Raw genomic sequence first — 18,569 nt, 5'->3', positions numbered from 1 at the left:
GTACGCTCATCTATAGATTCGCACTCTCCCTGTAGAGACGCGATTAATCGCGTCTCTACACTAAGGCGAATACTCGCGCACAACTTAAATAGGATTGCTATAGCAATTACCAGCAGTTAACCAGATTCTGAGCAACTTGCCAAAGAATCGGCTGAGACTTCATTTATAAATCAATCCTGAAGCTTTCACTGAACACTCAATAAAAGCAAAAAAGTCTAGAGTAGAAACAGAGGAATCAGCGGGAGCAGAGGAGATATGATGAAGAAAGCCGCAATTGTCACGGGTGCCAATCGGGGACTGGGGTTTGAAACTTGCCGACAACTGGCAAAGAGAGATATCCAAGTTATTCTTACCAGTCGTGACGAAGCAAAGGGGAAAGCAGCGGTTGAGAAATTGCAAGCTGAAGGCTTGAATGTGGTTGCTCATCCGCTTGATGTCACCAATGCAGAGAGTATTGAGCATCTTGCTCAGTTTATTCGCAATCAGTTTGGGCGATTAGATATTCTGGTGAACAATGCTGGAATTGCTAGAGATCCTTTAGGAGATTCAGAGGGTAGTATATTCAACGCCAAGGTTAGTACCATCTGCGAAACGATGGAGACAAATTTACACGGTCCATTACTACTTTGCCAAGCGTTAATTCCGCTGATGAAACATCACTATGGGCGCGTTGTTAACGTATCATCAGGAGCAGGACAGTTATCCGACATGAAAACTGGATTTCCCGCTTATCGAATGTCCAAAACCGCATTAAATGCCCTCACGCGGGTTTTTGCCAATGAGTTGCAAGGCACCAATATTTTAGTGAATTCTGTGTGTCCTGGCTGGGTGAGAACTGATATGGGTGGCTCAAATGCTACAAGGTCTGTTGAGCAAGGAGTTGAAACAATTGTGTGGCTGGCTACCCTTCCTGATGATGGCCCCACAGGTGGATTTTTCCGCGATCGCCAACCCATCCCTTGGTAAGCACAATAGCATCCTATTTCTGCAAATTGAGCATTTTCTATCTCCCTGGTTCGAGCGTCCAATATTGATGGCTGCATCAACCACTTTAAGGCATTGATTTTGCACCAAAAGTTTTTTAAAAAAATCCAATTAGGTTAGATTATGGCTCATTTAACTCAGCGTCACCCGGAAAATGTTAGTGGCGATTTTTACGTCGATACTACTTGTATTGATTGCGATACTTGTCGCTGGATGACTCCAGAGGTATTTTATCGCACCGATGAGCAGTCAGCAGTTTATCATCAGCCAGAAAATGAGGCTGAAAGATTAAGAGCAATGCAGGCTCTTTTGTCTTGTCCTACCGCTTCGATTGGGACTGTCGAGAAGCCAAAAGACGTTAAAGACGCTCAGCACAGTTTTCCGATTTTAGTGGCTGAAAATGTCTATCATTGCGGCTATCATGCAGAAAATTCCTATGGCGCTGCCAGCTACTTAATTGTGCGACCGGAAGGCAATGTGTTAGTTGATTCTCCCCGTTTTACGCCTCCTCTGGTGAAGCGACTAGAGGAAATGGGGGAGATTCGCTATATGTATTTGACGCACCGAGATGATGTGGCGGATCATCAAAAGTATGCCGAGCATTTTGGGTGTCAGCGCATCCTTCACACCGATGATATCGATGCTGGGACTCGCAATGTGGAAATTCAACTAACTGGCTTAGAACCAGTACAGTTGGAGCCAGATTTGTTAATTATCCCAGTGCCCGGTCATACAAAAGGTCACACTGTTTTACTGTACAAAAATAAATTTCTGTTCGCGGGAGATCATCTCGCTTGGTCGCCAAGTCTAAATCACCTGTTTGCCTTCCCCGATGTCTGTTGGTACTCGTGGCCTGAATTGCTCAAATCAATGCGATCGCTAGCTAATTACTCCTTTGAGTGGGTGCTACCCGGTCACGGACGCCGATACCATGCTGACGCCGAAACGATGCGCCAGCAGATGCAGCAGTGTATCGCCTGGATGGAAGCGCGTTAAGGTCTTTTTGATTTCCCAACCCCTTGAACAAGGGAGCTAAAAGCACACCATGTAAGAAAGATAGCGCTTAAATGCGTAACTTTTGACGCGAAAAGCTGATATCGCAACGGCATTCCCGACGGGGGTGCCGTTTTTTTTACTTGATTTCCTGAAGTTAGTAATTTCGCTTGTCAAAGGTAACGGCTATGTATCCAGAATGACTAGAATCTCATGAGCGACTTCAGCCTGGTAGTTGTCGGACTGTTAACTGCTGGGAAAAACTCAACTTTGCCACTCTCAGCAGCAATGCCTCAGCCATCCGAGCGATCGCGATCGCTCGATGCAACTGAGCCTCAACCCATTTTGCAGCCTGCCGTCACGGTTGAAGTCACGCAGCCAGAATTCTCAACCTCCAATCGCCTGACTTCTCAAACCAGTCGATTGGAGAACCTAACCCCCCGCCCCCTTCCCTACCAGGGAAGGGGGAATATTACTCCCCTCTCCTTGCAGGAGAAGGGTTGGGGGAGAGGTTCGTTGGTGGAAATGAGTTCTACGAATGCCTCCCAAGAGATACCCGCAACAACTCAGCCGAACGATCCTGTGCAACAGACGATCTCCCCAACCCCCCTTAATCAGGGGGGCGGGGGATCTGATAGGTGGCAGCAAAACAGTAAATTGGTATTAGAAGACACGACTGACGGCGATGAATCAGACGATCCAATGGCGCAAATGACATCAGTCGATCAACTGACAGATGTTACTCCCGCAGATTGGAGTTACCAAGCCCTAAAAAACCTGACAGAACGGTATGGAGTCATCTCCGGCTACCCGGATGGCAGCTTTCGCGGCAACCGTGCCCTCAGTCGCTACGAATTTGCCGCCGCCCTGAATGCTGCCCTGGAAGCAATTTTGTCACAACTCCAAGGCATTCCTAAAGATGATTTGGCGACCCTGCAACGGCTTCAACAAGATTATGCCGCCGAACTAGCAGAAGTTAAAGGTCGAGTCGATAACTTAGAAAGTCGCACCGCACAGCTCGAAAATCAGCAATTTTCTACCAATACTCGACTATTTGGGCAAGCAATTTTTGGCTTGCAGGGAAGCAATCAAGTGGATGTAGATTTGTTCCCCAGAGATGGGGTGCCGGAACGTTCTGGTGAGGCTCAGTTGACTCTGGCAAGTAACGTTCAAGTATCTCTGGCAACCTCGTTTACAGGGCAGGATTTACTGCTGACGGGTCTTCAGGGTGGAAATCTCGCCTCTTCTGCACCCTATGTTTTCACGAATATGGGTCGGTTATCGACTGAGTTAGAAACCAACAACGACCTGATTTTGAGCGACCTTTCCTATCGGTTTCCAGTCACGGATAACTTTGGCATTATTGTTGGTGCGGCTGGTGTTAACCCTGCTAATACGTTTCGCGGCATCAATCCTTTGGAAGGTTCGGGAGATGGTTCCATTTCCTTATTAGGTCAGCGCAACCCCATTCTGTCAATTGGCAACGGTACGGGCGGCATTGGATTTGACTGGCAAATTAACAAGCGCCTAAGTTTACAAGCCGTCTATAGTGCTGAACTTCCTAGCTTTACAACTAATAGCAGCCAAGGTGGATTATTCGGTGGTAGAACCAGCGCAGGCGTGCAGTTAACAATTGCACCTACGAATAATCTAGATATCGGGTTGCACTATATCTATTCTCACTCTCCCGATGGTTTGCTGGGTATCGGCACCGGCGACAATCAATTAATCTCGCCCCTGGCACCGATTATTTCGCCATCTACTTCTTTTGCCTTTAATACTCACGCCGTGGGAGCGACTTTGGCTTGGCGCGTTAACCCTAGATTGACTTTGGGAACTTGGGGAGGCTGGACTTCTTCAGATCCGGTGAATCTTTCGGGTTCTGTGGAAACTACAAATTGGATGTTATTTTCTGCGTTTCCTGACTTATTGGGGAGAGGAAATTTGGGGGGGATTTTGTTTGGACAGCCGCCGAAAATTACTTCCAGTACCTTGCCGGATGGCTTCAATCTTCCCAACTTTTTGACCAATTTGAGTGGAACGCCGGGAGGGCGTCGTGACACTGCTTTGCACCTAGAACTGTTTTATCGAGCCAGATTGACGGATAACATTTTCCTGACTCCAGGGGTGTTGGTGGTTTTCAACCCCGACCATAATGCGGCAAATGACACGTTAGTAGTGGGAACGGTGAGAGCAACTTTCCGGTTTTAAGGACAAAAGCTAGTAAAAGCGAAAAAGCTCTGATAAATGAAATAACCCGTTGCGGTTTCGGCAAATTTCCCCAGTATATGTGATTGAGTGAGGCACAAATTGGTGGAAGCTTTGCTTTGCCATCAATGCGATCGCTCTATTTTTTGGCTAACACTGATAGGAAAGAATATTTATGCGATCGCTATCTTCAAAAACTCACCTGAGTTTGAGCTTACTGATTAGCAGTAGTTTAACCGCTACGATCGTTGGCTTGGGAGCGAATGGTGCTTTTGCCCAAGTAACCATTAACAGTACTGGCACAGTCACGGGTACCTTTACCCTTCCCCCCGCTAACCCAAATTTTAACCAAAGCACAACTAGAGTTGACACCAATGCCGCAGGGCAATATTTCCGCAACGGCGTCCTCGTGTACACTGCACCCAATCCTGGCTATGTAGGAACCAAAGCGGATGGCACTCAGTATGTAGACTTTCGCGGCATTCCCGTTGTCTCTACGAATGGAACCATTACCTCTCCGGTTCTGACTAGCGGCAATCTTCAACCCAAAAACCAAACCGGACAAGTAGGAACCACCTTATTTGGAACAATTCAGGATGAATTTGTCGCCAGAGGTTACTGGGAAGGCGTTGTCACCGATCCCAAAACCGGGCAACAGTATCAAGGTGTATTTGAAATTAGGGGTCAAGGGCCTAGATATAGCGCTGCCAATGGAGGCACTAGCCCCACGGTATTTGATTTTGGATCTGAATACAATTTCGGCAATGGTCTGCCCCCCACCGTGCCAAAACCGCTTCCGACCTTTACTATCCCTGCCGGTGGTATGCCGGTGAAATTACAGGTGAAAGTGCCTGCGGATGCCGTCTTGATTACTCCAACACCTTCCCCAACACCTGTCCCTGCCCCTGCACCAGCCCCTGCACCAGCGCCAGCGCCTGCGCCTGCCCCAACACCTGCGCCTGCCCCAACACCTGTCCCAGCACCCACATCTTCCGCAACACCCGCCCCAGCACCCATCAGCAGTGGCGGTAGTCCAGCCAGTGGAGGAACCCCATCCCCATCCGGGACAAATGTGCCTCCCTCACTCTTCAGCCGCAATGACTCTACTGCGGTCAATCATGCGATCTTAGATTCCACGACAGCCGCAACCAGTTGTACGCCCAAGCAAGGCAGCAACTCAACAAGTGTCCCATCTTCTGCCAACGAGCCGACGGCAGGCTGCCCCATTGAGCTGACGACATCTGAGCAACCCGTTGGGCCTCGGAGTCGAGTGCTGCTGCATTAACCGTCCCTACAAAGCGTCAAAACATTATTGACCAAAGCTTCTAGCTAGTACAGACTCATCAACTAGCTAGAAGTTGAGAAGGCGTCACGCGCCACAATTGCTCTAGCCGATTTGCTGGCATCGTCAAATACAAAATATCGCCAGCACTGAGGCAAGTTTCCAAAACATCCCAGCCGTGAATCGTTTGGCAGTTGGTTTCAATATACAAAGGCACAAAGTCGGCATCCATTGCCGATTCTTGAACGCGCTTGCCACAAAACGGATGCCCCGGTGTAATCATGGTGGCTAAGGCAATCCAAAGACTATCGCCAGTTATTCCATTGCCTAAAATTCGTCCTCCTAAAGCCGCTGCTGCGAAGGAAGGTGCGGCTAATTCAGTCGGACTCAGCACGGCATCAAATTCAAACACCTTTTGCGCTTGGGATGCAAACTGGGGGTCTTGATTACGCACTACGACGGCTAACTTCGGTGCAATCCCTTTGGCGCTGAGGGCAATCTCTAAATTCGCCATATCGTCGCTGGTGACAGCTAAGAGGGCGTCTGCCTTGTCAACATTGGCAGCTTTTAGGGTGGCAGATAAACTGGCATCTCCTTGAATTATTGGCACTTTCAAAGCGCGGACAGTGTTGAGAAAGCGATTGTTGGCGTCGCGTTCGATGACAACTACCTCATGTCCGTGGGTATGGAGTTGGTTGACGATTTGAACCCCGATGCCACCGAGTCCGCACACAATGTAGTGATTTCGCGCTGGAACCCTTGCGGCGTCCCAAAATTGTTTGAACCGGGTGCCTAAAACAAAATCGTTGAGGAGAGCATAGCAAATCCCAATTACACCAGCACCGACTAGCATCATCATTGCGGTAAAGATTTTAATGCTGTCGGGTGCGTGTTCTGCGACTTTCTCGTTACCACCGGCACCCGTAATCATGCCAACCGAAAAATAAAGGGAGTCAACTACAGAAATTTTTGCATCGACACAAACATAAGTGAGCGTGGCAATAAAAACTGTGATCAGGAGGACAAGGGTAACAACCGCTATCGGTTGACCGTGTTGCTGAAACTGTCGTAGGTTGGTAAAGACTTTGAGCAGTTTTGGAAGTGCGGGTTTGCGGGAGGTGCGGACGCTGGGTTGGGTGCCAACAATTAAGCGATCGCCTATTTGCAACTTTTGCCCATACACTACGGCAGAAATCAGATCCATCTGACTGTCTACCGGCAAATAGTAAATCAGCATCCGAGAACGGTCATCCCACAAGTCACTTAACTTGCAACCGATCCAAGGATGCGTTTCATCGATATATTCTTCGTGGATGGGCCAAGTTTGGTTAAACAGCCGCAACTGCCCAATCGCTTGACTTCCCAAGGCGGCAAAGGCAAACACGGGTGCTGCTAGGGCAGCAACGCTCATGGTGACGTGATCTGCAAGCGTCTGGTTGAGGCGATCGCCCAAGCTAGTATTAAACAACCGATTGATAATCCGAATCCGAGGATTGAGAATTCGTGCTTGGGTGAGAATCGCTAAGTTCAGCGCCTCGTCTTCCCCAGCCAGCACTAACGTTTGGGCTTCCTGAATCCCCGCTGCTTTCAGGGTAGAAGCTGCCCGTAATTCTCCTATTACGACATCATAATCTTCATCAGGAATCGATTCGGCGTGGATGCCAATCACGCTCGCTCCCTGCTGTCTTAGCAAGCAAAATATTTTATACCCAGTCAGACCCAAGCCGCAGACAATAATTTTGGGTTTCATCCCGCCTAATCACTGCCTAAATATTCGTGCAATTGAATATTCTTACTGAGTTCTGCTCAAAGGACTGTAGCTGAATACACCGCTAAGGCATTGCTTGCCTTCAGGCGATCGCGACAAGCAATGCGCTGAGTACACCACGCAGGCGATCGCGCTTTGAAATCCTTTAGATTTTGCACCAGTTACAATAATCCGCCAAAAAATCTATTTCTTGGCGGGTTTTGAGGCTAATTGAGAATGATGCAAGATGTCAAACTCACTTCTTTTTTGCGCTGTTGCGCGTGCGGGATTGCTTGGTGCTGCGTGTCTTTTTCTGCTTTTCCTTGGGAACTTTAGAGCTTGTGGCTTTGCTTGCACCAGCCTCAGCTGCTAAAGAATCTAGTAGTCCACCGAACATTCCAAAAGATTCAGAGTTTTGAGCCGCAATTTTAGGGGCAATGTTGGCATTATAGAACTGCTGGAATTTTTCTAATCCTTCTGGAGTCGTCATATCAAAGCCTGCTTGTTGACCCATCGCAAAGAATGACTTTGCCAGACCAAATCTGGAGGAGTCATTCATGATGTTCTTGAATTTGGGTTGAATTTGGCGCAGATAGGTCAAGATTGAGCCTGCATTGCTGAGTTTAAATTCGCGCTTCAGAAATTGCCAAAACGCCATTAGTTCTGGAATTGCATCATCAGCTTCTTCCGGGGAGAGGAGGGAAACTTTTCTGGGGAACAGACCTTCTACAACGGTTTTGACATCATTCTTGGTCATCTTGGGCAGGGTGAAGCTTTCGTAGCAGTAGCCGTAGTAAATAAGTTGTGCTATCCAAGCTCCCATTTCTGGGTTAGTTTCAAGATAGGTCTGCCCTTCGGGAGAATTAGCAAACAGGTTGATTAGGGTATCCTGGTAATCATCCAGAATTGGCTCTGCTGCGTCGTAGTCGAGATCGTCAAGTTGATGGATATCAAAGGGTGTATCTTCCATATTCAGATGTTGAGTTATTGAAGTTAAATTTACTCTACAGCCTGGGTGTATGAGTCGAAAATCCGTTTCAAATTAATTCTAAAAAAATATGTTAGCTCAATGACTTACCACGTAATTTATGACGGCAACTGCAATCTCTGCGTCACCCTCGTGCAACTGCTGGAAGGTTTAGATAAGGGGCAGATGTTTCAGTACATCCCGATGCAAGATCCAGAAGCCCTCAACCACTTTGGAATTACATCCCAAGATTGTGAAATGGGGATGATTTTGATTGATGCCGATACGCCTGGGAGACGGTGGCAGGGAAGTGATGCGGCAGAAGAAATTGGGCGATTGTTGCCAATGGGCAGCGTATTTGTGGATGCATATCGAACTTTACCGGGAGTGAAGTGGATGGGCGATCGCACTTACGAACAAATCCGCGATAACCGTTACACCATCTTTGGCAAGCGTTCTTCTACTTATCAATCTAGTTACCCAGTTAGTTTTTGTTCCACAGGATGTGTGACGGAGTAAGAAACCACAAAAACATTAGGTGGAAAAGTAGGGGCGAAGCATTCGGGCATTAAATTACTGCTGTGAAAAGATAATTTATCTATCCGAATGCTTCTCCCATACAGAATTGGGATGCTCGCTTCAAAGTTTTCCTTCTCCAGGTAGACGCTAAGCAGTAGTTTTCGCTTTTAAAATAATTGTTAGCAGTTGCTGTCCCATTGCGACAAGTCGCCGATTAAAAGCTGGTGACGTGGCTTTACAATTGCTGCCTTGGGGCGGTCATTTAAAAACAGTGGGAAAAACTTTATCAACAGGACTTACGCAAAGCTTATACATATAGCCTTTTGTAGAGGCAATCCCCAGGGGGTTGCGGTGGCAGATGTGGTGATATTTGCGTAAGTCCAGATCGAGTTATATCGGGGGGTTATCTACTGCTGTAGCGACTAGCTGCGAGTAGATGCGAGGAGATTTTGGCGATGAACAATAGATTTACGAATAACCGGGTTGCCGATAGAAAGCAAGTCATAACGAAGAGATTTTCCCAAGGGTTGTGGAACAGTGGCGGCGCGATCGCAGCTTCGCTGCTTGTCATGCTTGTTCCTGCTTGCGTAACTGTCGAGAAAGAAGCGGCTGCCCCTGAACCTACCACAGCCGTTGAAAAAGTTGCTCAAAACACGGATCAACTGATCGGTCAGACTGTGACGGTAAGTGGCAAAGTTGAAGAAATTGTTGGTCCCAAAGCGTTTCGGTTAGAAGACGAAAAAATATTCAGTGGCGAAAAAGTGTTGGTTTTGAATGCAGTTCCTGCCGCAGTTCCTATCACTGAAGGCAAGAATGTTACGGTGACAGGGCAAGTTCGTAAGTTCGTCCTGGCTGATTTTGAGAAAGATTATAACTTCACCAACGATTTGAATGTCAAGAAGAAAATGGAAGCCGAATTTGAAGGCAAGCCGGTAATTATTGCTCAGACAACCCAAGTCGTCGAGTAATTAGCTAAAATTTCTCTCTTCCCGTATCCCCCGCTTTTGCGAGGGAAGATCGGGAATAAATTTTTATTCAGGACGGTTGGGATGGGGTTTCCAAAGACTTGGCAACGGGTATCACCTAATTCGGTTTAAGCGATTTCTTCGCTGTTGAACAGTTCAAATATTTGCCGACAAAAGTGCTTCAGCTTTTCCCTCACTTCAGCCGCTGGCTGTGATTCCCCTACAAACTGCCACTCTTCAACGGTCGATAGAAGCCACTGTTTGCCTTTATGGTCAAAACCCGCTGCTTCGACACCGATAGCGCGGCGAATACCTGTCACGGGGTCTTCGTAAAACCGAATCTGCACCAAGATGCTGCGGCTTTGAAATAAGCGACTTCTGCCAGGAAAATGGAAGCCGATATCAATTGAATCGGGATCGACTAACTCTCTAGTATCCGGGTCATTTGCCCAAGGTTTTAAATCTGCCTTTGCATCAGAAAACTCAGATTTGAAGAGATTGACAATAGCAGCAATCTTACTAGCGACTTGTATGTTTGTGGCCTGTTCAGCTGCATTCACTTCGTTTGGGTTCCCCTAAACTTGCGCTTTTTCAGTTGTTTTGGCGTTTAAATATAACAGGATGTTCTCCACTTCGCAACTTGGTTGAGCATCCTTTTTTAAGTTTATTCGGTGACGCGATAAGAATGGTAAAGCTGGATACTATACAATTGTCTTTTTTTAAGGTATACTTAGAGAATGGAAATCTGTCCATTTTTCAAAGTTTCGCTCAGATTTTCATTATAAAGAATGAGCATTGAAAATAAATTTAAACTAATAATAACTATACCATAAAAAAATGCCAAGTTATCAAAAAATCATTTAACTTTTAATATTTCAGCAGCGGAATCTTAGATGCAATTTTAACCAGAATAGTAAAATTAAAAGTTGACTTGGTTTGCCGGAGATTCCCGCTTTTGCGGTAAGCTCTTTCCAACCGGGAGATGTGCAGGCAAAGATAGTGTCAACCAATGAGCAATTAATCAAAATCGGTTCCTTGGAATGGTTTTACCGAGAAGAGAATCCGATTGGTAGGACTGATAAACTGCCAGTTTTGCTGCTGCACGGGTTGCCGTCGCAGAGTTACAGCTGGAGTGCGGTAATGCCCGCATTAGCAGAGAAAGGGTATAGAGCGATCGCGCCTGACTGGATTGGTTTTGGCTTCTCGGCGAAACCAGACCGACGAGACTTTGCTTATACACCCGATACCTTCATTAACGCGCTAGCAGAATTCATCCAACACCTGGAAATCGAGCGATTCTATCTGGTAGTTCAGGGATTTTTGGGGTCTGTGGGACTTCAGTATGCGCTGCGTCATCCAGACCAAATCGAGCGCTTGGTTATCCTCAATACACCTGTGTCAACGACTGCCAAGCTGCCTTGGAAGATTCAACAACTGGGTCTGCCTTTTGTCGGCGATATGATAACGCAAGACCCGCTGTTAGTGGACAGAACCTTAGAAGGTGGTAGCCGTTACGTGATCTCAGAGAAGGATTTAGACATTTACCGCCGTCCCTACCTCAAAAGTTCGGATGCGGGGCGAAGTCTCCTATTTACCGTGCGGAATCTCCAACTTCAGCAGTCTATGGCAGAAATAGAATCCGGTTTTCGTAGCTGGACGCAGCCAACTTTAATTGCCTGGGGGATGAAAGACCCTTGGCTTCCCTTCACTCAAGCGCAACAGCTGGCTAGTTCCATCCAGAAGGCAGAAATCATGAAGATGGAAGAAGTCGGGCATTATCCTCAAGACCATTGGTCGGACAAGGTCAGCGATGCGATTCAAGGCTTTCTGCGTCGTCAGGCAATTGGGTAATGGGTAATATCATCTCTTTTTCTCTTTCCTTCTCGCGCTTTCCCCATTTTTCTCTAAAATGACAGGGGAAATTTGATTCATGGTTTCAAAAAAAAGGATGATGGCACGTTATCGGTCTATTTTGGGTTTAATTTTGGCAGTGGTAGCGACATTTACGATTAGTTGCGGTAGTGGGACTGCAGCAACAAAATCGGCTCCTAGCTACACGGCGGCTCAGATTGAGGAGATTGGGCGATCGCTTCCGGCAATTCAAGAACAGCGCGATCGCATCAATCAATTGCAAACCATAATCCAACAACGGCAGTGGGTAGATGTGGGTACATTTATGCACGGACCAATGGGAGATTTGCGACGGAATATGAACCGTGTGGTTGACAACTTGGCTCCCCAGGACAAACAAGCAGCGCGTGAAGCAGCAAAAGATTTATTCAACGATCTGGTCAGGATCGATCAGGCTGCTAAAGACGCGGATTATCAGCAAGCGGTGACTAACTTCCGCTCTGTATTGCAAGAGTTCGACGCCTTCTTGAACTTGATTCCGAAGGCATAGCCAATTGGGTAATGGGTAATTGGGAAAAAAGTCATTAGTCCTTGGTCATTTGTCATTAGTTCGTTGCTACTGGCTAAGAATTCAGGACTAATCATAATTACCGATTACCCATTACCGATGACCATTTCTCATGCGCTCTGTGATGAGTCAGGTTGTAATTATTGGATGCGGTGTTGTTGGGGCGGCGATCGCTTATGAACTCAGTCTAATTCCAGGGCTAACGATTACAGTCTTGGACAAGCAACCACCCGCACAAGCCGCCACTGGCGCTGCATTGGGCGTCTTAATGGGCGTCATCAGTCACAAAATCAAGGGCAATGCCTGGAAAATGCGGCAGACTAGCATCCAGCGCTATGAAACCCTAATTCCAGAGCTAGAAGCGCTTTTAGAGCGTCAGATCCCCTTCAACCGGCAGGGAATTCTTATGCTCTGCTTTGCTGGTGAAGATTTATCTCGTTGGGAAAAACTGGTAGAAATTCGCCAATCTCAAGGCTGGCATCTAGAAATTTGGGACGCCGCCCAACTTAAGTCTCGCTGTCCTCAGTTGAGTCATGAGACGATCGGCGCTATCTATTCTCCCCAAGATCGGCAACTCGACCCGGTTGCTCTGACTTTAGCTTTAGTTGATGCTGCCCAACGCAACGGCGTTACCTTCAAATTTGGCGTTACCGTCTTAGAAGATGAAGCAACAAATTCGGGCATTCGCCACATTCAAACAACAGCGGGGCAAATTGATGTTGATTGGTTAATTGTGGCAGCTGGGCTGGGTTCCACCCCACTCACAGCATCTTTAAAACAACCGATTGATATTCGCCCGGTATTGGGACAAGCGTTGCACTTGCGGCTAGCGCAGCCAATGGGGCGTGCAGATTTCCAGCCGACAATTACGGGCAATGATGTCCACATTGTGCCCGTAACTGACACAGAATACTGGGTCGGCGCGACGGTGGAGTTTCCCAGCAATGGGGATGAGATAGTGGCAGATGCCGCCCATCTGGATGCAGTCATGGCGCAAGCGATCGCGTTTTGTCCAAGCCTAGAGGAAGCCACAATCCTTAAAACTTGGTCGGGATTGCGTCCCCGCCCCGAAGGACGCCCCGCCCCCGTTATCGGTCTTCTGCCCGGTTACAGCAATGTTCTCCTCGCCACAGGTCATTATCGCAACGGCGTTTTACTTGCACCCGCCACCGCCCAAGCGATTCGGGAACTGATTGCGCGATCGCTCAATCAAGATAAATAATCGTTAATTTTTTTATTTAAATGCTTATTTTACTTAAAATAATTAAATTATTTTTAGTTAAGGTAGGTTGGGTTGAGGAACGAAACCCAACAAAACATAGCAATTGTTGGGTTTCGTTCCTCAACCCAACCTACAATTATTGTTAACTGAACCGTAACGATCCCACCCTTTAGGATGCAGGCTTTTTACAAACATTGAGATATATCCGTCAAGAGGAAGCTTATAGAGGAATCGAGGGGCGATCGCCTGCTTGAAAGCGTTGCCAAGATGTTTTCAAAGCTGAAGGAGCGGGATAATTAGTGTCATAAACAACAATTACATTCGTCAGGTTCCGTCCTGCGGGAAGCAAAATTCTTCCATTATGGGCTAAAGCTTCTGAAGCACCTCCATCCAAATTCATTGCTTCAATACAGCCAATCGCTTTCATAATGTTGGCTTCTTGTTGCAAAGATAGACTAGCGAGAAAAGAAATTAAAAATAATTGTTTTCGATTCGCTGGAAACCCAATCGCAGTGCGATATCCTACACCGAGAACATGAGGATCTGCGAAGCCTTCTAATTGCGGCGAGATAGAAATTTTTCCTTGTTTAATAAGTCTTGGCCCGCAAGTAATTGAAAACCAGTGTTGATCCCAATTCGGCTGTCCTTCGGTTCGTGCGGTAATCATTTCTAATTGATTACCTGCTTTAATCCCCAAGGTAGTACCATAGTTTTCCCAGCGGCTGTATTTAAGAAATCTGCCAGCAGCCACCATGTTACCCATCACCCACTTCTTGTTACTTTTGTCAAAAAAGGTGCCATTGGCTACCACAGCAGCCTTCTGACGCGCTACCAGCTTAGCAAAAGGTTCATCGCCGTTGCTCACCGTTGGCCCGTTGGCATAAGTCGCATTATTTGCTAATCCCAGAGTGATGAAAGTTTCGGGGTCGGAGAGGTCAATTGTGGTTTGATAAAAAGACACCCCAGCCACTGTTTTTTGGGTAACTTGTACGGGTTTTCCTTTGACAACAGCGGGACTCTTCACTTTGGGTTTAGAAGACGGCTGAGGTGGTTTAGGAGTGGCGCGGGTTTGCGGCGTTGGCGTCGGTAAAGACTCAGGAATGGTGCTGGTTTGTGGTGTTGGCGAAGGCAAAGGCTGAGGAGAGACGCTGCTTATCGGTGTTGGCGTACTACTGGGTAAAGGTTTTTGAGCGACCCTGTTTTGAGACTCCCATAAAGCGATCGCTTTTTCCCATAATTGACGAACAAGATTGGCAAAATTGGAGCGGTTTTGGGGAATTGAGAAGAATTCGGTTAATATTTGAGCAAGTGCTAGACCTACTAGAAATAGAAAAGTACGCCGCAGCATTTTACGGCAGCCATTGGGTTGTTTTCGATCTGGCATACTTCGCTTATTTCTCGTCTAGCTACTGAATATTGAGCGATAAGAGTAGAGCGATCGCGTCCATAAACAAGAGCGACTCTACTAAGTTTTAGCAGAAGCAACGATTGTCAAAAATTCCTGAAAAATACCTCCACTCCTAGCCCCGTAAACCATTCAAGCTATTCGAGAGGCGATTGTAGAGTTAAGAAGGTATCGGGGATGATCAAAATGCGTTTGAGTTCGGCTTCCTCAATGCGCTTAACCGCTTGTTTCACGCTAACCCACTGTCGCTTTCTAACGCTAGCTTCGGGCCAAACTTCCAGCACTGTTTCTACCTGCATCAAAAATACTTCAACCCGGCAGGTGCCCCCCCATTTTTGATACTCGTAAGTCCCCACCGAAGTCGGCAGCACCTGACCGACTATCCCCGCCTCTTCCCAGGCTTCCTTGGCTGCCGAAGCTTGTGGAGTCATAAACGGCTCAATCATTCCTTTAGGAATCACCCAGCGTTTGCCTGTCGAGGAAGTGATCAACAAAACTTCGATTTTTCCGTCTTTGATGCGATAGGGGATGATTGCTGATAACGCTGGGCTGATTTTAGATTCATGGAACTTATATTTTTTGGTGATGTTTGATAGGGGGTTGCTCCTTGGATTTGCTCTTCAAATCGGACAGATAAAGACTGATGATTGGGTGAGATAGCAATCGATTCGAGTAGAGCGATCGCGATCGCTCATCCGCGCCGTTACGCAAACACTTCCCGCACCAGCACCCGCACCAAGAAAGCCCACCGATCCGCAACTTCCTCAATAATTTTAGTCGTTGGCTTCCCAGCCCCATGTCCCGCTTTAGTCTCAATTCTAATTAATACGGGTGCAACACCCGCATGAGCTGCTTGCAAAGCGGCAGCAAACTTGAAACTGTGGGCAGGCACCACCCGATCGTCATGATCCGCTGTTGTAATCATCGTGGCTGGATAAGATGTCCCAGGTTTGAGATTGTGCAGCGGCGAATAGGCATAAAGCGCTTTGAACTCCTCCGGGTTTTCCGGAGAACCATAATCGGAAGTCCAAGCCCAGCCAATCGTGAATTTATGGAAGCGCAGCATATCCATAACTCCCACCGCTGGCAGCGCCGCACCGAATAAATCCGGGCGCTGAGTCATACACGCACCCACCAACAATCCCCCATTACTGCCGCCGCCGATAGCAAGTTTTGCTGGGGTTGTGTAGCCGTTGGCAATCAGCCACTCCGCCGCCGCCATGAAATCATCAAAGACATTTTGCTTATTCAGCTTCGTTCCTGCCTGGTGCCACTCCTCACCGTACTCGCCGCCGCCGCGCAAATTGGGGACGGCATAGACGCCACCCATCTCCATCCACACCAGACTGCCAACCGAGAAACTAGGCGTCAGGGAGACGTTAAAACCACCGTAGCCATAGAGATAAGTGGGGTTAGTTCCATCTAGTTGCAGCCCTTTTTTGTAGGTGATAAACATGGGCAGATGGGTGCCATCTTTGCTGCGATAAAATATCTGCTTTGTCTTATAATCGGCGGGGTTGAAATCAACTTTCGGCTGACGAAAAATTGTACTTTCACCACTGACCATGTCGTAGCGGTAAATAGTGGCAGGTGTCGTGAAACTGGTGAAGCTGTAGAAGGTTTCCGTGTCATAGCGCTTACCACCAAAACCTCCAGCCGAACCAATTCCCGGTAACTCGACTTCCCGCACAAAGGAACCGTTTAGCTCAAAGATTTTAATCTGAGTCCGGGCGTCTTTTAGATATTCAGTCACAAACTGATTATTGAGGATGCCCACGCCTTCGAGGACTTCTTCTGTCTGTGGGATGATTTCTTGCCATCCCTCCTTACTTACTGGAGACGAGGAGAGATTGCAGGTATCAATTGCGATCGCGCGTCCGCGAGGCGCATCTAAGTCAGTGCGAAACCAGAAGATTGAGCCATCATTGTCGATAAAACTATAGCTAGCCTCAAACTCGCTAATTAGTTCAATCACGGACGCCTCAGGATTTGTCAAATCCTGATAAAAGACCAAATTCTTAGGATCGCTTCCTCGCCACACGCTGATAATTAGGTAATGTCCATCCTCGGTGACGCCACCGCTGAAACCCCATTCTTTTTGGTCGGGGCGATGATAGATTAGGACATCCTCAGATTGTGGCTTACCTAGTTGGTGGTAAAAGAGTTTTTGACAGTAATTAATGTCTTCTAATTTGGTTGTTTCGTTCGGTTCATCGTAGCGGCTATAGAAAAAACCTTGGTTGTCTTTAGTCCAAGAGGCGCTAGAGAATTTAATCCACTTGAGATGATCCGAAAGGTCTTCGCCTGTCTCAACATCGCGTACCTTCCATTCTTGCCAGTCTGAACCAGAAGTGGATAAACCATACGCCATCAAATTCCCATCTTCGCTGATAGCAATACCCGACAGAGCAATGGTGCCATCTTCTGAAAGTTTATTGGGATCTAGCAAAACTTTTGGTTCGGCATCCAGGGACGTTAATGTATAGAGAACGCTCTGGTTTTGCAAGCCGTCGTTTTTGAAATAGAAATAGCGAAGTGCGCGATCGCCTTCTTTAAACGGAAGGCTGTATTTTTCATAGTCCCACAGTTGGGTTAAGCGTTGCTTAATTTGTTCCCGAACCGGAATTTCATTTAAATAGCTAAAAGTAACTTGATTTTGAGCCTCAACCCAAGTCTTGGTTTCATCCGAGTCCGGATCTTCTAGCCAACGGTAAGGATCGGATACCTTTGTCCCGTGATAGTCATCAACTCGATCGACTTTTTGGCTAGTTGGATAAGTGAGAGGTTTATCTGGATACTGCATAGGGTTGGACTCTTGGCAACACTGTCCAGTCTAGCGCCAGATTTGGTTGAGAAGAGGGCGATCGCTTCCTTCAAGAGTCCAGTTTGCAGGGGCAATTCTTTGAGACACCCAGTTTCTGGCAAAAAACTAAAGATCGAATTACATAAGTGCCAAATTGTGAGAGATATGTTTCCAGTAGATAATCGCCGCGCCTTCCCCAATCAACCTTGATGCGTCTCCAAAGAATTGGTCTATTTTTTCTCCCCTGGTTCGCCTTCGGTGTCTCAACCCCTTGCCTGTCTATTTTCCCGCAATATTGGCTACACAATCATGCGATCGCGCAAACTCCCAACAACCAGAAATTAGACCAAAATCCCGCCGCTAACCCTACTGCGTCAGGCAACTTTATTGATTACATCGCCCAATCAGCTCAACTGACTGGGCATTCTGGGAGTGTCAACAGCGCCAGTTTTAGCCCCGATGGCAAGCGGATTGTCACCGCCGGAACTGACGGCACCGCGCGGGTGTAGGATACCTCTGGCAATTCTGTACTGAGACAACTTTCTTCACATAACTACCCAGTTCTGCACTCTCGATTGTTCTTTGATATCTGGTTTACCTTTGTCTTAGATAAAAGTTTGACGAGCATGAGAGACCTGTTTTATCGGCTGAATCATGCGGGGATTCCAGTTGACATCTCTACCTTTTCTAAAGCCTGTAAAACTCGACAAGACCAGCATTTTTATCGCAGTTGAATTAATTGAGTGACTTAAGCGACGTAACCCAGCGACAGCGCTTCTGGTTAATGCCAATTGATTCAACGATTATTCCGCTGACAAGCAAGTTGTTTTGGCAGCAGGCATATCACCAAGTTAAGTTGATGAATGGCATCAATCTAACCCAAGGCAATTCAAGTGCATATCTGATTCATTTTGGGCAAGGACACGATGCACGCTTTGCTCTGATTCTATGTAGGGGCGATCGCCTTCACCACATCCACCGCGCGATCGCGCTTTGGCTGTTTTATACTGCTCAAGCAAGAAGCATCCCGTAGGATAAAAGATATCCACCTGCGA

The 18,569-nt window shown here is 47.2% G+C and carries 17 protein-coding genes; 11 read left to right on the top strand and 6 right to left on the bottom strand.

Features of this window, described 5'->3' with window-relative positions:
* Window positions 1-255 precede the first annotated feature (255 nt).
* From ACFW2W_RS14670 to ACFW2W_RS14655, 4 genes are all read left to right on the top strand, one after another.
* Window positions 256-966 (top strand): SDR family oxidoreductase, encoded by a 711-nt coding sequence (locus ACFW2W_RS14670; protein WP_378179292.1) that lies wholly within the window; start codon window positions 256-258, stop codon window positions 964-966.
* A gap of 141 nt (window positions 967-1,107) precedes the next feature.
* On the top strand, window positions 1,108-1,980 hold the full coding sequence (locus tag ACFW2W_RS14665) for an MBL fold metallo-hydrolase (RefSeq protein WP_378179289.1): 873 nt from the start codon (window positions 1,108-1,110) through the stop codon (window positions 1,978-1,980).
* A gap of 210 nt (window positions 1,981-2,190) precedes the next feature.
* A complete protein-coding gene (locus tag ACFW2W_RS14660) occupies window positions 2,191-4,188 on the top strand; it encodes an iron uptake porin (protein WP_378179286.1) in 1,998 nt (665 codons plus the stop codon).
* A 172-nt stretch (window positions 4,189-4,360) separates the two neighbouring features.
* On the top strand, window positions 4,361-5,470 hold the full coding sequence (locus ACFW2W_RS14655) for a hypothetical protein (protein WP_378179284.1): 1,110 nt from the start codon (window positions 4,361-4,363) through the stop codon (window positions 5,468-5,470).
* Between the two features lie 58 nt (window positions 5,471-5,528).
* Here the strand turns inward: ACFW2W_RS14655 and ACFW2W_RS14650 are convergent, their stop codons facing one another.
* Window positions 5,529-7,217, bottom strand: coding sequence for a potassium channel family protein (locus ACFW2W_RS14650; protein WP_378179281.1), 1,689 nt, complete (start codon window positions 7,215-7,217; stop codon window positions 5,529-5,531).
* Between the two features lie 253 nt (window positions 7,218-7,470).
* The gene (locus ACFW2W_RS14645; protein ID WP_378179279.1) at window positions 7,471-8,184 is read right to left on the bottom strand and encodes a hypothetical protein; all 714 of its coding nucleotides are present in this window, start codon (window positions 8,182-8,184) and stop codon (window positions 7,471-7,473) included.
* Window positions 8,185-8,283: 99 nt separating this feature from the next.
* On the opposite strand from ACFW2W_RS14645, the gene ACFW2W_RS14640 reads away from it, so the two are divergent.
* Together ACFW2W_RS14640 and ACFW2W_RS14635 are read left to right on the top strand one after the other, a co-directional pair.
* A complete protein-coding gene (locus ACFW2W_RS14640) occupies window positions 8,284-8,700 on the top strand; it encodes a thiol-disulfide oxidoreductase DCC family protein (protein ID WP_378179276.1) in 417 nt (138 codons plus the stop codon).
* A gap of 455 nt (window positions 8,701-9,155) precedes the next feature.
* Entirely contained in the window at window positions 9,156-9,668 is a 513-nt protein-coding gene (locus ACFW2W_RS14635; RefSeq protein WP_378179274.1) for a hypothetical protein, read from the top strand.
* 125 nt (window positions 9,669-9,793) lie between these two features.
* Here ACFW2W_RS14635 and ACFW2W_RS14630 read toward each other — a convergent pair whose 3' ends face one another.
* On the bottom strand, window positions 9,794-10,225 hold the full coding sequence (locus tag ACFW2W_RS14630) for a hypothetical protein (RefSeq protein WP_378179271.1): 432 nt from the start codon (window positions 10,223-10,225) through the stop codon (window positions 9,794-9,796).
* Between the two features lie 439 nt (window positions 10,226-10,664).
* Here ACFW2W_RS14630 and ACFW2W_RS14625 point away from each other — a divergent pair, with 439 nt between their 5' ends.
* The 3 genes from ACFW2W_RS14625 (at window position 10,665) to ACFW2W_RS14615 (ending at window position 13,306) form a co-directional block, all read left to right on the top strand.
* Window positions 10,665-11,516: an alpha/beta fold hydrolase gene (locus ACFW2W_RS14625; protein ID WP_378179268.1), complete on the top strand. Its 852-nt coding sequence runs from the start codon at window positions 10,665-10,667 to the stop codon at window positions 11,514-11,516.
* 79 nt (window positions 11,517-11,595) lie between these two features.
* Window positions 11,596-12,066, top strand: a complete 471-nt coding sequence (gene psbQ / locus ACFW2W_RS14620; RefSeq protein ID WP_378179265.1) for a photosystem II protein PsbQ — start codon at window positions 11,596-11,598, stop codon at window positions 12,064-12,066.
* Window positions 12,067-12,208: 142 nt separating this feature from the next.
* Entirely contained in the window at window positions 12,209-13,306 is a 1,098-nt protein-coding gene (locus ACFW2W_RS14615; protein ID WP_378179261.1) for an NAD(P)/FAD-dependent oxidoreductase, read from the top strand.
* A 220-nt stretch (window positions 13,307-13,526) separates the two neighbouring features.
* On the opposite strand, the gene ACFW2W_RS14610 is transcribed toward ACFW2W_RS14615, so the two are convergent.
* The 3 genes from ACFW2W_RS14610 to ACFW2W_RS14600 all read right to left on the bottom strand — a co-directional run bounded on the left by ACFW2W_RS14610 (window position 13,527) and on the right by ACFW2W_RS14600 (window position 17,514).
* Window positions 13,527-14,690, bottom strand: coding sequence for a phosphodiester glycosidase family protein (locus ACFW2W_RS14610; RefSeq protein ID WP_378179257.1), 1,164 nt, complete (start codon window positions 14,688-14,690; stop codon window positions 13,527-13,529).
* A gap of 158 nt (window positions 14,691-14,848) precedes the next feature.
* Window positions 14,849-15,265 (bottom strand): NUDIX hydrolase, encoded by a 417-nt coding sequence (locus ACFW2W_RS14605; protein WP_378179498.1) that lies wholly within the window; start codon window positions 15,263-15,265, stop codon window positions 14,849-14,851.
* Window positions 15,266-15,414: 149 nt separating this feature from the next.
* Window positions 15,415-17,514 (bottom strand): prolyl oligopeptidase family protein, encoded by a 2,100-nt coding sequence (locus tag ACFW2W_RS14600; RefSeq protein ID WP_378179254.1) that lies wholly within the window; start codon window positions 17,512-17,514, stop codon window positions 15,415-15,417.
* A 209-nt stretch (window positions 17,515-17,723) separates the two neighbouring features.
* On the opposite strand from ACFW2W_RS14600, the gene ACFW2W_RS14595 reads away from it, so the two are divergent.
* Entirely contained in the window at window positions 17,724-18,023 is a 300-nt protein-coding gene (locus ACFW2W_RS14595; RefSeq protein ID WP_378179251.1) for a WD40 repeat domain-containing protein, read from the top strand.
* A gap of 230 nt (window positions 18,024-18,253) precedes the next feature.
* Window positions 18,254-18,547 (top strand): hypothetical protein, encoded by a 294-nt coding sequence (locus ACFW2W_RS14590; protein WP_378179249.1) that lies wholly within the window; start codon window positions 18,254-18,256, stop codon window positions 18,545-18,547.
* Window positions 18,548-18,569: the final 22 nt, after the last annotated feature.

Origin of the sequence: Coleofasciculus sp. H7-2, from assembly GCF_042747725.1 — a bacterium.
GTDB lineage: Bacteria > Cyanobacteriota > Cyanobacteriia > Cyanobacteriales > FACHB-T130 > FACHB-T130.
Note: the sequence above shows the minus strand (reverse complement) of the source record. Positions and strands in the feature narration are given on the sequence as shown.

Coding starts and splice junctions, on each gene's coding strand:
- ACFW2W_RS14670 (WP_378179292.1), top strand. CDS start 256: ATGATGAAGAAAGCCGCAATTGTCACGGGTGCCAATCGGGGACTGGGG.
- ACFW2W_RS14665 (WP_378179289.1), top strand. CDS start 1,108: ATGGCTCATTTAACTCAGCGTCACCCGGAAAATGTTAGTGGCGATTTT.
- ACFW2W_RS14660 (WP_378179286.1), top strand. CDS start 2,191: ATGAGCGACTTCAGCCTGGTAGTTGTCGGACTGTTAACTGCTGGGAAA.
- ACFW2W_RS14655 (WP_378179284.1), top strand. CDS start 4,361: ATGCGATCGCTATCTTCAAAAACTCACCTGAGTTTGAGCTTACTGATT.
- ACFW2W_RS14650 (WP_378179281.1), bottom strand. CDS start 7,217: ATGAAACCCAAAATTATTGTCTGCGGCTTGGGTCTGACTGGGTATAAA.
- ACFW2W_RS14645 (WP_378179279.1), bottom strand. CDS start 8,184: ATGGAAGATACACCCTTTGATATCCATCAACTTGACGATCTCGACTAC.
- ACFW2W_RS14640 (WP_378179276.1), top strand. CDS start 8,284: ATGACTTACCACGTAATTTATGACGGCAACTGCAATCTCTGCGTCACC.
- ACFW2W_RS14635 (WP_378179274.1), top strand. CDS start 9,156: ATGAACAATAGATTTACGAATAACCGGGTTGCCGATAGAAAGCAAGTC.
- psbQ (WP_378179265.1), top strand. CDS start 11,596: ATGGTTTCAAAAAAAAGGATGATGGCACGTTATCGGTCTATTTTGGGT.
- ACFW2W_RS14615 (WP_378179261.1), top strand. CDS start 12,209: ATGAGTCAGGTTGTAATTATTGGATGCGGTGTTGTTGGGGCGGCGATC.
- ACFW2W_RS14610 (WP_378179257.1), bottom strand. CDS start 14,690: ATGCCAGATCGAAAACAACCCAATGGCTGCCGTAAAATGCTGCGGCGT.
- ACFW2W_RS14600 (WP_378179254.1), bottom strand. CDS start 17,514: ATGCAGTATCCAGATAAACCTCTCACTTATCCAACTAGCCAAAAAGTC.
- ACFW2W_RS14595 (WP_378179251.1), top strand. CDS start 17,724: ATGCGTCTCCAAAGAATTGGTCTATTTTTTCTCCCCTGGTTCGCCTTC.